The sequence below is a fragment of the Prevotella pallens genome, assembly GCF_900454935.1.
In the GTDB taxonomy this organism is placed as follows: Bacteria; Bacteroidota; Bacteroidia; order Bacteroidales; family Bacteroidaceae; genus Prevotella; species Prevotella pallens.
Map to the genome: position 1 here is coordinate 285,369 of NZ_UGTP01000001.1, position 14,139 is coordinate 299,507.

General features: G+C 38.9%; 11 protein-coding genes and 1 tRNA gene. 3 read left to right on the forward strand and 9 right to left on the reverse strand.

Annotation, left to right across the window (positions count from 1 at the left end; all coding sequences use genetic code 11):
• Positions 1-1,021: 1,021 nt before the first annotated feature.
• From DX009_RS01185 to DX009_RS01215, 7 genes are all read right to left on the reverse strand, one after another.
• The gene (locus DX009_RS01185) at positions 1,022-1,786 is read right to left on the reverse strand and encodes a UDP-2,3-diacylglucosamine diphosphatase (protein WP_115082744.1); all 765 of its coding nucleotides are present in this window, start codon (positions 1,784-1,786) and stop codon (positions 1,022-1,024) included.
• Between the two features lie 29 nt (positions 1,787-1,815).
• Positions 1,816-2,136 (reverse strand): metal-sulfur cluster assembly factor, encoded by a 321-nt coding sequence (locus tag DX009_RS01190; RefSeq protein WP_006043805.1) that lies wholly within the window; start codon positions 2,134-2,136, stop codon positions 1,816-1,818.
• Between the two features lie 322 nt (positions 2,137-2,458).
• Positions 2,459-4,483: a M13 family metallopeptidase gene (locus DX009_RS01195; RefSeq protein WP_006043806.1), complete on the reverse strand. Its 2,025-nt coding sequence runs from the start codon at positions 4,481-4,483 to the stop codon at positions 2,459-2,461.
• A gap of 612 nt (positions 4,484-5,095) precedes the next feature.
• Positions 5,096-5,458: a GntR family transcriptional regulator gene (locus tag DX009_RS01200; RefSeq protein ID WP_115082745.1), complete on the reverse strand. Its 363-nt coding sequence runs from the start codon at positions 5,456-5,458 to the stop codon at positions 5,096-5,098.
• A gap of 78 nt (positions 5,459-5,536) precedes the next feature.
• Positions 5,537-6,322 (reverse strand): hypothetical protein, encoded by a 786-nt coding sequence (locus DX009_RS01205; protein ID WP_245944556.1) that lies wholly within the window; start codon positions 6,320-6,322, stop codon positions 5,537-5,539.
• A gap of 94 nt (positions 6,323-6,416) precedes the next feature.
• Entirely contained in the window at positions 6,417-7,151 is a 735-nt protein-coding gene (locus DX009_RS01210; protein ID WP_115082747.1) for a GIN domain-containing protein, read from the reverse strand.
• A 12-nt stretch (positions 7,152-7,163) separates the two neighbouring features.
• Positions 7,164-7,991: an ABC transporter ATP-binding protein gene (locus tag DX009_RS01215; RefSeq protein WP_006043810.1), complete on the reverse strand. Its 828-nt coding sequence runs from the start codon at positions 7,989-7,991 to the stop codon at positions 7,164-7,166.
• Positions 7,992-8,381: 390 nt separating this feature from the next.
• Here DX009_RS01215 and argR point away from each other — a divergent pair, with 390 nt between their 5' ends.
• The gene (gene argR, locus DX009_RS01220) at positions 8,382-8,861 is read left to right on the forward strand and encodes an arginine repressor (protein ID WP_006043811.1); all 480 of its coding nucleotides are present in this window, start codon (positions 8,382-8,384) and stop codon (positions 8,859-8,861) included.
• Positions 8,862-9,486: 625 nt separating this feature from the next.
• Here argR and DX009_RS01225 read toward each other — a convergent pair.
• Both DX009_RS01225 and DX009_RS01230 read right to left on the reverse strand, forming a co-directional pair.
• A complete protein-coding gene (locus DX009_RS01225; protein ID WP_115082748.1) occupies positions 9,487-10,281 on the reverse strand; it encodes an ADP-ribosylglycohydrolase family protein in 795 nt (264 codons plus the stop codon).
• 44 nt (positions 10,282-10,325) lie between these two features.
• Positions 10,326-10,397: transfer RNA gene (locus DX009_RS01230), tRNA-Arg, on the reverse strand.
• A gap of 153 nt (positions 10,398-10,550) precedes the next feature.
• Between DX009_RS01230 and DX009_RS01235 the strand changes: the two genes are divergently transcribed.
• Positions 10,551-13,067: a TonB-dependent receptor domain-containing protein gene (locus tag DX009_RS01235; RefSeq protein WP_245944557.1), complete on the forward strand. Its 2,517-nt coding sequence runs from the start codon at positions 10,551-10,553 to the stop codon at positions 13,065-13,067.
• An 818-nt stretch (positions 13,068-13,885) separates the two neighbouring features.
• Complete coding sequence (locus tag DX009_RS01240; RefSeq protein ID WP_115082750.1) at positions 13,886-14,137, forward strand: hypothetical protein; 252 nt, start codon at positions 13,886-13,888, stop codon at positions 14,135-14,137.
• The last annotated feature ends 2 nt before the right edge of the window (positions 14,138-14,139 follow it).

The following is a 14,139-nucleotide window of genomic DNA, read 5'->3' on the forward strand; positions in this document are numbered from 1 at the left end:
CGCTATCACTGATAATTGATTTAAATCAATAAAACTAATAAAATGGCAATTTTTCTATCTCATTATTTTTATTATTGAATAATAACACCTAACTTTGCATCGTGTTTTTCATAGTATTAGATTTAAGGTTAACAAAGGTTGGAGTACGGCGGTACTCCTTTTTTTATATCCATTAGTGAAGTTGGTGATAGAATGGATATTATTTTGGCTCAGTAGAAAAGGAATGGAAAGGTTATAAACAGTTCTTTTTGTTTATTTACGAAGCAAATAGAACATCTCATAAGTCTATCAAAATCGATTAAATTTAGTTACGCTTGTTTTAGATATCTGTTACGTTTGTTTTAGATATCTGTCGCACTCGTTACAGATATCTGTAACGTTCGTCTCAGATATCTGTCAGTTTCGTTTTAGATATCATACCAAACAACTACGTTTATAACGTTATATTACAGCACTTAAATGGGATTCAATAATAAGATAACGATGAAAGTTTTTATTCGGCAATGTTTTGTCTTTAGCATTATTACGAACAATTGAGCATCAATATATTGTTAGAAACTTTATTGTATTAGAGCGTATTTCATTATAGTTAAACTCTTTTACAAACATACCCGTTGGCTTCTCTATTGAGTTTGTAAAATATAAAGAACAAAATATGATATATAGTAGATACATACAAAAACATAAAAGGCAGCTATCTCACGACAGCTACCTTTTTGACTAAACTTAATCTACAAACCTGAGTTTTATTCTAAATGATGAATTAAATGTGTATTTTATATATCATCTGTTTCACCGAAAAGTTTTATAAGACTGTCATTATATATTACATAATCTCTATTCTAAAAATCATTTACAAATATACACCATTTCATTTAAACCTCCAAAATTATTCAATAAACAGCCATTTTTTTTCAACGAAATAGCGTTTCATTTGTAAGAAATATAGATAGAGCATATAATAAGGCTATTTTTACAAACACCCGAAAAGCTGTTTAAATATACGCTTCTATCGTTTTTTTCACAACACAGTCTCGCCTTCAACATAGTCTTCAAGGAAAGTATGTTCACCATCGAATACAAGATAAGTGAACTGCCATATCCAATCGCCAAGAATAAACATACGTGTTTTCTTATCCAAAGGTAGGTCGAGCTTTATGTGTCTATGTCCATAAACATAGTAATCTATACCTTTGTGGGTTTGCATATAGTGTTTGGTGTATTGCACCAAAAACTCCTTCTCTTCACCAAGAAACGGAAGCTCTTTGCCGTCTACCCGTTTCAGGCGACTTTTCTTAGCCCATTTCAACCCTAATTGCATTCCCCACCATGGGTGCAGAAAATTCAACAGACGTTGGCAGAAACGGTTATGGAATATTCGTCGCAGAATTTTAAATAATGGGTCTGGATCGCCAAGCCCATCACCATGCGCCAAATAGAATACTTTATCGTGTATTTCGGTTGTTAAGTCACCTCGATGTAAAATCACTCCACATTCTTTTTCCAGATAGCCATACGTCCAAAGGTCGTGATTACCCGTAAAGTAATGTATCTCTACACCCATATCTGTAAGTTCGGAGAGTTTCCCTAAGAAGCGTGTAAAGCCTTTTGGAACTACATATTTATACTCGTTCCAGAAATCGAACATATCGCCTAACAGATATATTGCCTCTGCCTTATTTTTTATACTATCTAAGAAGCGAACTAATCGGCGTTCTTGTGTTCGTCTATGCTCTATTGCCAGTGAGCCAAGATGAGCATCGGAAAGGAAATAAACATTCTTCATAGTTACAGTAGGGTTAGTGATGGATTAAATTAGTCGAAACCTAATTCGACACGTGCTTCCTCCGACATCATACTCTGGTCCCAAACGGGGTCGAATACAAGTTCTATGTTGGCGGTCTTTACACCCTTTACGCCTTCTACCTTTGTTCTAACGTCTTCGAAAATATAGTCGGCTGCCGGACAAGATGGCGAAGTAAAGGTCATATCCATATCTAATGTGCCATCGTCGTGCAGGTCTATCTTGTAAATCATACCAAGGTCGTATATGTTTACTGGTATTTCGGGGTCGTAAACTGTCTTCAATACATCTACAATTTCTTCTTCTATCTTTGTTTTCTCGTCTTGTGTCATATATGTTTGTTATTCGTTTTAACTGTGAAATACTGTCTAATATGTGCAAAGATAGCGATTATATTTTACATTCGTGTGCATATAGCTACTATTTTCCTCGTTTTAGTATCGTTGTAAGGTTATGCTTTTCTTGTTATACTGAATTGTACGAGTGGTTACTGGCAATGTAGCAAGAATAGGTACCCATACTATAGTGCTGGTTTTGCTTAATGCGACTATTGAGAAGCAAAAACCTACGAACGAGTGTCGCCTCAGTTCGTAGGAATTTTTTATATTGCCTTAAGTAGCTCATCTGCTACTTATAGCGTTGTTGTTGCTGTATTTACCAGATGTGTGCACGTTTGTTTGCTGGTATAAACAGTTTATCGCCCTTCTTTATTTTGAATGCATCGTACCACGCATCTATTTCTGGGAGAGCTGCGTTTACACGTGCCATATTTGGTGAGTGTGGGTCTACAGTGATGAGATATTCAAGATATTCTGGTCGTGCGTTGCCTGCCCACACACGTGCCCATGATAGGAAGAAGCGTTGTTCTGGTGTGAAACCATCGAGTGTCTTTAATGGCTTTGTCTTCATACTGTTTTGTAAAGCACGGAAGGCTATATTCAAACCACCGTTGTCGCCAATGTTCTCACCCAATGTGAGCTGACCGTTCACTTTCTTGCCGTTTACTACTTCTACTTTGCCGAAGTGGTCTACCAATACTTTTGAACGTTCTTGGAAATTCTTCTTGTCTTGTGCAGTCCACCAATCGCGTTGGTTACCTGTTTTGTCGAATTGTGAGCCTTGATCGTCGAATCCGTGGCTCATTTCGTGTCCAATTACAGCACCTATACCACCATAGTTCACTGCATCGTCTGCGTTAGGGTCGAAGAATGGAGGCTGAAGTATAGCAGCAGGGAAACAAATTTCGTTTGTAGTTGGGTTGTAGTATGCATTGATTGTTTGTGGTGTCATACCCCACTCCATTTTGTCTACTGGTTTATTCACCTTTCTGTTTAGCTCGTCTTGCAAGAAGAATTCGCTAACGTTCTGCATGTTTGCGTAGAGCGATAGTTTGTCGTTTATTTGCAGTCCGCTGTAGTCGCGCCATTTGTCGGGATAGCCAATCTTAACAATAAAGTTGTCTAATTTGTCCTTAGCTTGTGCTTTGGTTGCAGCGCTCATCCAGGTTGCTTCTTGTATGCGTTGTGCCAGTGCTTCTTGCAGGTTCTTTACAAGTTCTATCATTCGTTGTTTGCTGCTTTCTGGGAAGTATTTCTCTACATAGAGTTTTCCTATGGCTTCTCCAAACACGTTAGATACTGTTGCTACTGCACGTTTCCAGCGTGGACGGTCTTGTTGTGCTCCGCTTAACACGCTGCTGAACTTGAAGCTTTCTGCACGGAAGGCATCGCTTAACTGACTTGTTGCGCCTGATATAACTTTTATTTCGGCGTATGCTTTTAGGTCGTCTAAATTTGTATCGGCTAAAATCTTTTCTACTTCGTGTATTGGTTCTGGCTGACCAACGTCTACTGCATCGAATGGAGGGAAACCTGTTTGCAAGAATACGTTACCCCAGTCTATGCCAGGAAAGTTTAACACGAGGTCGTTATAGCTCATTTTGTGATAGTTCTTATCTATATCGCGAAGCTGAACCTTTGAGTAGCTAACCTTTGCAATGCGTGTTTCTATTGCCATTATAGCGTCTACCTTTTTTGTTGCGGTTGCTTCGTCGTTGCCTACCATCTTGAAAAGGTTCTTTAGATATGTTTTGTAGGCTTCACGCACTTTTAGTGTTTGTGGGTCGTTGTTCAAATAATAGTCGCGTGTGCCTAAGCCTAAGCCGCCTTGCCCTACAGACACAATGTTCATTGATGCATTGCGCATATCGGCGCCAACGCCTACTCCGAACATCATAGTGTTTTCGCCACGGCGGTCTAATTCGGCTGTTACTAGCTGATATTCTTTATTGGTTTTAATTGCTGCAATGCGTGCCAGTGTTGGTTTCAGTGGTTCCCAGCCCTCGCGGTTAAGGCGTACGCTATCCATTAGCATGTTGTAGAGCGTGCCTATCTTTTGTTCGAGTGTACCTTGCTTTTGTGGTTTGCTTGCATATTCGAGTATTAGCTCTTGTATGCGTTTTTGGTTTTCCTCGTAAAGGTCGGTAAACGCACCGTTGTTTGTGTGTTCTGCGTCTAATGGGTGGCTTTTAAGCCAGCCGCCGGCTGCATACTGGTAGAAGTCGGTTCCCGGCTTTACGCTCAAGTCCATATTCTTCTTGTCGATACCAGACACCTGACTTTGGGCGCCTGCAGACATAGCAGCCAGCAAGCAAGCTGCTATTAGTGTTCTTTTTTTCATGTGTTTGAATGTTATTTATGTTATGTTTCTATTTCACTGCAATATTATAAATATTTTTTATATGTAGCAAGTTTTCAGGGCTCAAAAAGTGTGTTTGCAAACAGGTTTACCTTATATGGGCAAACTATATGCCTTATTTTACGTGGTTTGAATGGTGTTTAAATATGGTTTTCTGCTTATTGCGGTGCTGCTAATGTATGTATTGTGAATTGCGTGTGCAGGGTGTTTTTGTTTTTTCGCTATGGTTAAATGGCATTTACTCTATGGTTCTGTTATATTTTTATAAGTATCTTGTTGTATTGTTTAAGCTTAAATAGATTGTTGTTTAAGTTTAGATAGGTTTCTATTTAAGTTTAAAGAACTATCTATTTAAGTTAAACACTACCATTTATCGCTAATGAAAACGAAGCGAAGCTATAGTAAAAACTGTACGAAATGCCTATATAAATGTTGCGACACGTGTTACAGCGTTTTGTTAGTGGCGTGGGGCATTTGCTTTTAATGGGGAATTACGAATGGGGTGTTTGGAAATAGAGTGTTCCACATTTGCAAAATAAGAGAGCAGATTAGCTTGTTTGCCAATCTGCTCTCTTGTTAGTTTCTACGTGTTTTCTACGCTGTGTGTTGTTCGTTCCACATCTTTTCTATGTCGCTTATGCCTATTCCGAGCAACGACATCTGCCTGAACACTTCCGGCAACAGCTCGTTCACAAACTCTTTCTTGCGTTGTGCCAGTATCTGGGGGCGGGCATCGGGTGCCACGAAGTAGCCCAAGCCCCGCTTGTTGTATATTATTTCTTCGCGGGCGAGCAGTTCGTATGCCTTCACGGCGGTGTTGGTGTTCACTTCCAGCATGATGGCGTACTCCCGAACCGATGGTATCCGGTCGTCAGCCTTATAGTTTTCGGCTATTATTTCGTCGCACAGGCGGTCTGCCATCTGTTCGTATATTGCCTTATTATTATTAAAATCCATAATTAAATTGTTGTTTATGTTGATTGCTGAAGTGTGAGGGTGGGCTGCAAGCAGCCCTTTCTCACAAACAATAACTGTTTATATATTTAGCCAGCGAGTATTTATAGCCTGCAATCGGCAGTATATTCTATAAGCAAAATAGTAGCAAGCGCATGTCTGTACTATCAGCAGTGTTATGTTGAACCAAGATTCTTGCATCCATTCTGGTATGTAAACCACATAGTTTGTGTAGCCATAAACAACGTAAGCGTAGCCAACAAACATACTGAAAAGGGCAATTGAGATAACTATTACAGCCAGAGTAGTTTTCAGCCAAGCTGTTTTTCTAAAGAGCATTCCACCTAACAAATAGAACGCATTACCAGATATCAGCGTTAGCACGAACATAAATCGTATAGGCTTATGAACTACATTTTCTATAGCAAGAATGTTTGTTTCCATCATACTGTACATCTGTTTGGTAGCATAAAGGCTTATTGAGCCAAACGTTCCTTTGTGTAACAGCATGTTTATAAGCATCTGCAAGATGTCGCCTGCCACGATACCAGCTGCTGCGAGTATGAGTACAAGAACAGTAGAAGCCAATACGCGTGCCGTGAACTTCTCGAGGTTGGTAGCTGGCAAAACCAGTTCGTCTATACGTTGCTGCTTTGTTTTCAGGTCGCGAATAATGTTTGCACCGTTTACTATAATTAATACAACTGCGAAAACGTATATGCTTCCCACTACCTGAAAGAACGAATACGCATACTCAAGTGTTTCTTTTGCTTCGCCACTGAAAGGATTACAAGCAAAGATACAACTCAAAGCAACAAACAGCGTTATAGCTAAGAAGATGTTGAAGTATTCTTTTTTTCTAAGCATTACGAGTCGTGTGCATACGTTGCCAAATCTTTGTATATTGAAAGTCTCCATATCTATTGTATTGTTTTTTATTGTTCTATAATTCTTTACTTACTTATTTGTGTGCTCGTTTGGTTTGGTCGTCTATACTTCCGTTGCCACGCATGGTGCAATTAGGCTTGTTGCGGGTTACACCAGAGAGCGTTGCCGAACCGTTTCCTTCTATAGTAAAGTCTACATTGTCGCCCATATCGAAATTAACATCTACCGAAGCGTTACCTTGTATTTCTGTTTGCATGCGGTCTACGGTTAAGTGGGCAATGTTCATACTTACATTTCCTTGTGCCTTAATCTCGAGTCCTTTCGCTGTAAGCCCTGCTACATCTACACTCGAATTGCCTAACATGCCGAAGCTGACACTGTCTGCCGTCATAGCTTTGTCTATGTTTAACGCTGCGTTATTCTCCAAATAGACATTGTGCAGCGTAGGCATCGTTATATAAACATCTGTTCGTGTATCCTTCGAAGTAATTGTTCCGAAACGTAGTTCGTTCTTTGGGAAGATGCCGTTTTGCGTATCGTTTACCACCAAATTGCTTCCTATTAGTTCCACTTCCATACTTGTAATCAGCTTTTGTCTGCCCTTTATTATCACCTTATAAGTATTGCCGGGAACAATATGCACCGATGCATTGCCATGTACTTCAATATCTTTAAAAGGCATAACCTTAACCTCTTTTGTTATAACCGTGCCTAAATCCTGCTTTTTGTGTACGCACGATGTGAGCAAGAGCGCAAAGACAACCATTGAAAGACACACATTAAATGTAAAGCCAAATATCTTTTTCATAACAACTTCTCCTTATTTATTATTTAACTTACCCAATGTTGCAGCATTGAAGAGTAGCTCTAAATTAATAATGGTTTCGGGGCTATCTGCCTTTCTACGTGCAATTACAGCGTTGCCCTGCAGTGATGGCTCGGCGTAGAGCACATCTTCGCCCATTTCGTTGGCATTGCGGTAAGTAAATTCGTATTGTTTGGCAATTTCTTCTACCGATGCATTTATTATCATCTCTGAATTGTTGAGAATAAAAACGTGGTCTAATAGCTGTTCCACATCGTGCACTTGGTGCGTAGAGATAATTAACGACGAATCGGCAGGCAAGTTACCAGCTATAACCTTACGGAAAAGTGCTTTCGAAGGAATGTCTAATCCGTTTGTAGGCTCGTCCATTAATAGCAATTGACAGCACGAAGCAACAGCAAAACTCATGTAAATCTTCTTTTTCTGTCCCATTGATAAGTGCTTGAAGTTTACATCTGCTTGCATCTCGAAGTCGCGAAGGCAATTCATTAGAATCTCTTCGCTGAAGCGTGGGTAAAAGTCCTGATGTACTTTCACATACTGCTTCAGCGTGAGATTAGGAAGATTATATTCCTCTGGCACTACATATATTTCTCGAAGCATCTCCGGACGGCGGTCCTTAGACTCCATTCCATCAACGCAAACGTTTCCATTCTTAGGTCGCAACAATCCAGCTATAAGGTAAAGCAAAGTGCTTTTACCCATACCGTTCTTACCTAACAAACCATAAATGCGGTTCTCTTTAAGCGTTAAATTCAATCCGTCAAACACCTTGTGCTTGCTTCCAGGATAACTAAATACTAAGTTCTTAACTTCAATCATAATCGTATTTCTCTTTAATTATTATTCCTTGTTATGCTGTACCACATCATTAGTACACTGCAAAGATATTGTGTTATTTTATTATTCGCAAACTTTTAGCCGATTTTTTTGCTAAAAACAGTGTTTTTTCTTCTTTCCTTCTATAAACAAGTGTGGTACACCTTATTATATATAACAGTTAGAAGAACAAAAACTTTGAACACCCTTAAACATAACACTGACTGTAATAGACAAAGTGTGTTTAGCTACTTTCACTACTGTGCAAACAGAGAGAGAAATGAAAGAACAAACAAAACACGCATAAAAAGTAATTTTACACTCGTTATTTCTTGCATAATCAGAATATTTTGCATATTTTTGCGACATTATAACGCATAGATATTCTGTAGTATGAAGGTAAAGACAAAACGATTAGAGACTATTAAGATGCTTATATCGAGCATGGAATTGAGTTCGCAAGAAGAAGTTATAAAGGCACTACAAAAAGAAGGTTATAAATTAACACAAGCCACTTTGAGTCGTGATCTCAAACAACTGAAGGTTGCGAAAGCAGCCTCTATGGGGGGAAAATATGTATATGTACTTCCAAACGATTCGATGTATAAACGTATTTCTACACCAGGAAAAGCGTCAGAAATGCTTCTTCGAAGTGGATATTTGTCTATACACTTTTCAGGACAAATGGCTATTATTAAGACACGACCGGGCTACGCTAGTGCCATTGCCTACAATCTAGACAATAGCGACCTGCCGGAGATATTAGGAACTATAGCCGGCGATGACACCATTTTTGTTGTTTTCAAAGAAGGTTGTTCACACGAAGAGGTGCAAAAATCGATTTCTAATGTTATTCCCGAGTTACAGGAATAACGGCTCTATAGAAAAGAGATAGAGACTCTTTGGAGAATAAGACAATTGTGGCGAGTTTCACCCTCACATAACAAGACACCGAACAACATATTGCTGTCCAGGTATTTACCACTGCATTCAAGTAGAAACATTGCTGAATAAAAGTTCTCATATTTTTCATCTGAATAAATATCTTTCAGGTGCTGGAATATAATGCTATAAACGTAGTAGTTTTGTATGATATCTAAAACGCAACTGACAGATATCTGAGACGAACGTGACAGATATCTAAGACGAGTGCGACAGATATCTAAAACAAACGCAACTGAATTATGGCGGATTTCTCTAAACACATGAGATATCCTATTCGGTTTATGTGTACCTGTAGGCGTTGCCCATAATTTCGCTACCTATTCTCTACTAAACCAAAATTACGGCAAAACTTTGCATATAAAAAGAACAACTAAAGTGTTTAGAAAATTCAAAGAGTAGGCTTTGAATTAGAAAACAAATAAGGTTTTGAAACTCCAAACAGTATGTTTCCTACTATATTAGCTGATAAGCACTTACATATAACTTGCTTCTCTATAGGATATTGAAAACAATGTCGTGATTCTTCTATTATAATGTGGATATAGTTTAAGCGTTATTTGTTTATATCCAACTGTATTCTATCGTAGAATTGGGATAGAACTTCTAACATATCATCGGGCAGATAGCTAAATGCCTTCTCCTCCATTTTCTCTGGAATTTCGTAGTAAGCTTCGGCTACTGCACCTGCTATGCAAGCCTTCGTATCGGTGTCGCCATCGCAAAGCACAGCAAGACGTATAGTGTCTTCAAAGCTATTGGCGTCCATAAAACAGCGCAATGCCATAGGAACAGTTTCTTGGCAAGTGCCATCGAAGTGTCCCTGCGCTCCTATCTTACGTATGTTTCGCATAGGTGGCAACTCGTAGCCATAGAACTTTTCAATCTTTCGTTCTACATCGGATTTGGTAAAACGCATGTGTCGTAGCCAACATATAACTTCGGCAATGCACTGTGCGCCTTTTATCCCCTCTTCGTGGTTGTGCGATATCTCGGCACTCTTCTTGGCTTCAGCTATTACTTCTTCCCAATCGGAAAAGAGCCAGCCCACAGGACTTACACGCATTGCTGCACCATTGCCAAACGAGTTTTTGGGTTGAGGGTTGGTTTCGTGCAACCAATCGTAGAACATATTGCCATAACCACCCATTGGCTCTGGATAACGATGACACCAATCTAAGAGAGCATCCTTATAAGAACGTTCGTTTAGTATCGCATCGGCAATAGCTACGGTACATATTGTATCGTCTGTGTAGGAACACTCATCGGTGAAAAGCTCAAAATCTTTCTCAGGTGTAGGTCCAAATTCAAAACGAGACCCTACAATATCGCCTATAATAGCTCCAAGCATACAGTGTGATTGTTAAAATTATAGCTTTCTAAATACGATTGCTGTACCCCCGATGAGAATCGAACTCATATTTCAGCTTTAGGAGAGCCGTGTTCTATCCATTGAACTACAAGGGCGTTATGTCTCAGTTTATTGGTGCGTATAACTCTGTTTCTACGCACATATAATTTATGCAAAGGTAACAAAAAAAAGCATTCTTATAGTTGTTTACACCATTTTTTTCGTTTTACATTAAACTTTTCGCCATAAAATGTGTCGTAGAGTATGTTATGAAGAAGATTATTTCGTTTTTGCTGCTCTTCGTTTTTAACGTGGTAGTAGCGTTCGCACAGGGTTCAGTAAAAGGTAGAGTGTTGGATAGAAAGACTAACACTGGGTTAGAATTTATAAATGTCGTTATTCGGAAGGAAGGAAGCGACAAGATTTTTAAAGGTTCCATTACCGATACTGATGGGCGCTTTACTATTCCAGATGTACCTGATGGGAACTATACCCTAACAGCAAGTAGCATTGGATATAAAGATGCAACAAGAAAGTTTAGTCTTACAGAGGCTGCACCCATCAAGAATTTTACAGCTATTTATATTGTAGAAGATGCCAAATCGCTTGGCGAAGTGGTGGTAACAGCACAACGTTCGGATATGAAACTAGAAGTAGACCGCAAGTCTTTCAGTGTAGACCAACAGATTGCAAATGCTGGTGGAGCTGCATCAGACGTGTTAGAGAACATTCCAAGTGTAGAGGTGGATAACGATGGAAACATCTCTCTACGTGGTAATTCAAGTGTAGAAGTTTGGATTAATGGTAAATCTTCGGGACTAACTGCCGACAATCGTGCCAATATTCTACAGCAATTGCCTGCTGAAAGCATCGAACGCATTGAAGTTATAGACAATCCATCTTCCAAATTCTCTGCAGAAGGTTCAGCTGGTATCATTAACATTGTATTGAAGAAGAACCTTAAAGCGGGCTATTATGGTAGTGTTCAGGCTGGCGGAGATACGCATAGAGGTGCCAACACATCGGCAAATATAAACTACAACAGTTCGCTCATAGATGCATACGCCAATGTAGGATATCGCCACCGTAATAAAGAAAGAGGTTCGTGGAGTCATCAGAACAACATAAATACCAACACTTATCAACAATATAATAGTAGCAGAAAAGAACAAGGCAATAATCTGTTCACACGAGCTGGCATCACTTTGCACGCCACTAAAAAGGACGATGTGTCGCTTAGTGGTATGTTCTCGTTCGGAAAAGACAAAAACCACAGCTATACTCCATACGAATATGGAACTTTGGGAGCACCTTTCAACAGCCAGTTAATGCTCCGAAATACGCACGGGGATAATAAGATGAATATGATGCACACTGAATTCGACTATCGGCATAACTTCTCTGATAAACATTCCTTAGACTTTAGCGTGAGCTACGACAAGTGGAAAGCCGACAATATTAATGTTTATCAAGACACTACCACCTATTTTGATGCGGCAGGCAACCCAATGGTAATGCCTGGAACTACTGGTAGCTATCAATACAAACCGCTATACGTAAATAATAGGTCGTGGGAAATAAAGCTCGACTACGAGAATCAAATATCGAAGGCACTACGCATTCAGGCTGGTTATCAAGCTAACTTGTCAAAAGAAAATACACCGCAAGAAAGCTTCGTAGACCACAACAGTTGGGCTGGATATAATATTGTGGAAGACCAACTATACTATAACCGATTCATTTACAAAAACAACATACACGCCTTATACTCTACCTTGTCGTACAATTCGGGCAAATTTGGATTAATGGCGGGATTACGCGGTGAATATTGGAAGGTAAATACAGAAAGTTATTCGTGGGCACAAGAGCACAATGCAAGTCTACGAAACAAACCTTTTAAGAAAGATTATTTCCAGCTTTTCCCCAGCATTTTTATGAGCTATCAGCTCACAAAGAACGACCAGCTACAACTTAACTACACCAGACGACTACGCAGACCATGGGGCGGAGAACTCAACTCATTCCGAAATACAAGCGATGCCACGGTTATATCGTTTGGTAACCCAGAGCTAACACCTGAATATAGCAACTCGTTCTCATTAAACTATCTACGCACATGGAACGAACACTCGCTGCTTGTGTCGGCTTACTATCGACCAACCTCCGATGTTATGCAACGCATAACCTACCGAAGCTCAACCGATGGGTTGCTATATCAAACTAGTTTCAACGTTGCTAAAAGCACATCAACAGGTTTAGAACTTACAGCAAAGAACCGTTTGTTCCGCATTCTGAACCTTTCTACATCGGCTAACTTCTACTATTACAAACTTGATGGCTTCAATTTCAACATAGATGGACAAACCATTACAGGCAAGGGTAATAGCAACTTCACATGGAACGCACGCATGCAAGCTAGCCTAATGCTTCCCTACGATATTTCAATACAGCTAACAGGCAACTATCAGAGCCGCGAAAGTGTAGCACAAGGTTATAGGTCGCCAAGCGGAAGCATAGATTTCGGTTTTAGAAAAAGCTTCCTCAATAAACAGCTAATGCTATCTGTAAACTGTCGCGACTTATTCAACACTCGCAAATGGAAAACCTACACACATAGCGATACCTTTACACGCAACCAAGAAAGTTGGCGCATAGGTCGCACTCTCCGCTTTACACTTACATGGAACTTTGGTAACGGAAAGAAGAGCAAGAAGAAAGACAACCAAATGGAAATGGACGAAGACTTCGGAAGTCAGCCTTACGGAAATAACGGAGGCAACAACTAAATCCATATATCCTTACTACATACAAACTAAAAGGGCGTATTTACAGAACGTAGATATGCCCTTTTGCTATAAAAAGAATGGTTACAAATAAAAACAAAATGGAACAGTATAAAATAGCAGGAGAAACTATAAGCTGTATTTATTGGTATTCATTTGTAAAATAGATAACTCAGACACTTCATAAGAATTAGAAAAATGTAGTTACTCTCGTCGCAGATATCTGTTACACTTATCTCAGATATCTATCACGCTTGTCTTAGATATCTATCAATTGCGTTTTAGATATCATACAAATCCACTACGTTTATAGCATTATATTATAACACCGGAAAGATATTTATTCTGATGAGAATTGTAAAAGCTTTTATTCTTTATTTTCCAAATTTAAGTATCATTACATATATCTGAGCAATAACATATTGCTAAACGCCTCAATCGAATAGAAGTGAGGGGCATCACAATTGTCCCATTCTCCGAAGCATTACTGTCTATTTTCTATTAATATTACAAAAAACTTATTGTAAACTTCTTTCCAGATACTGTTTTTATGATATTTCCAACATTTTACTACAACAAGCCTTCTCCCTTTTAATAGTCCAGTTGAATAAATTCAATTAAGAAAATGGTAAAAGAAACGAGAAAGTAAAAAAATAAGCAAATTTTTTGGATATTGTTTTTTTATTTATATATTTGCAGACAGAGCAGAACAACATATTACTATTTGTTATTTGAATAATCGGAAACAATATACAAATTGGCATTTAGAAAACGTGTCCTACAAGATATTATGTAGAAAAGTTTAATTAATAAAAATCAATATGAAGAAAAAAGCAACATTTCTAATAGTCTTGATTTGCTGTTTGATTAGTTCTTCAGCAATTGCACAACAACTAATGCGTAGTGTTTCAAAGCAAGAGGCATTTTCCATTGTCAAGATGTGTTTTAATGAACAAGATGTGGATTACTACCTCTGTGATGACCCTGTTCTTAATGTAATGAGTGAAGGCGAAAAACTCTCTTTCCTGCAAAGCAATTTCGGTAACGGGAATGCTCTTTCCCTGTTGCCATGATT

Coding starts and splice junctions, on each gene's coding strand:
- DX009_RS01235 (WP_245944557.1), top strand. CDS start 10,551: ATGAAGAAGATTATTTCGTTTTTGCTGCTCTTCGTTTTTAACGTGGTA.
- argR (WP_006043811.1), top strand. CDS start 8,382: ATGAAGGTAAAGACAAAACGATTAGAGACTATTAAGATGCTTATATCG.
- DX009_RS01205 (WP_245944556.1), bottom strand. CDS start 6,322: ATGCTTAGAAAAAAAGAATACTTCAACATCTTCTTAGCTATAACGCTG.
- DX009_RS01215 (WP_006043810.1), bottom strand. CDS start 7,991: ATGATTGAAGTTAAGAACTTAGTATTTAGTTATCCTGGAAGCAAGCAC.
- DX009_RS01190 (WP_006043805.1), bottom strand. CDS start 2,136: ATGACACAAGACGAGAAAACAAAGATAGAAGAAGAAATTGTAGATGTA.
- DX009_RS01210 (WP_115082747.1), bottom strand. CDS start 7,151: ATGAAAAAGATATTTGGCTTTACATTTAATGTGTGTCTTTCAATGGTT.
- DX009_RS01225 (WP_115082748.1), bottom strand. CDS start 10,281: ATGCTTGGAGCTATTATAGGCGATATTGTAGGGTCTCGTTTTGAATTT.
- DX009_RS01200 (WP_115082745.1), bottom strand. CDS start 5,458: ATGGATTTTAATAATAATAAGGCAATATACGAACAGATGGCAGACCGC.
- DX009_RS01240 (WP_115082750.1), top strand. CDS start 13,886: ATGAAGAAAAAAGCAACATTTCTAATAGTCTTGATTTGCTGTTTGATT.
- DX009_RS01185 (WP_115082744.1), bottom strand. CDS start 1,786: ATGAAGAATGTTTATTTCCTTTCCGATGCTCATCTTGGCTCACTGGCA.
- DX009_RS01195 (WP_006043806.1), bottom strand. CDS start 4,483: ATGAAAAAAAGAACACTAATAGCAGCTTGCTTGCTGGCTGCTATGTCT.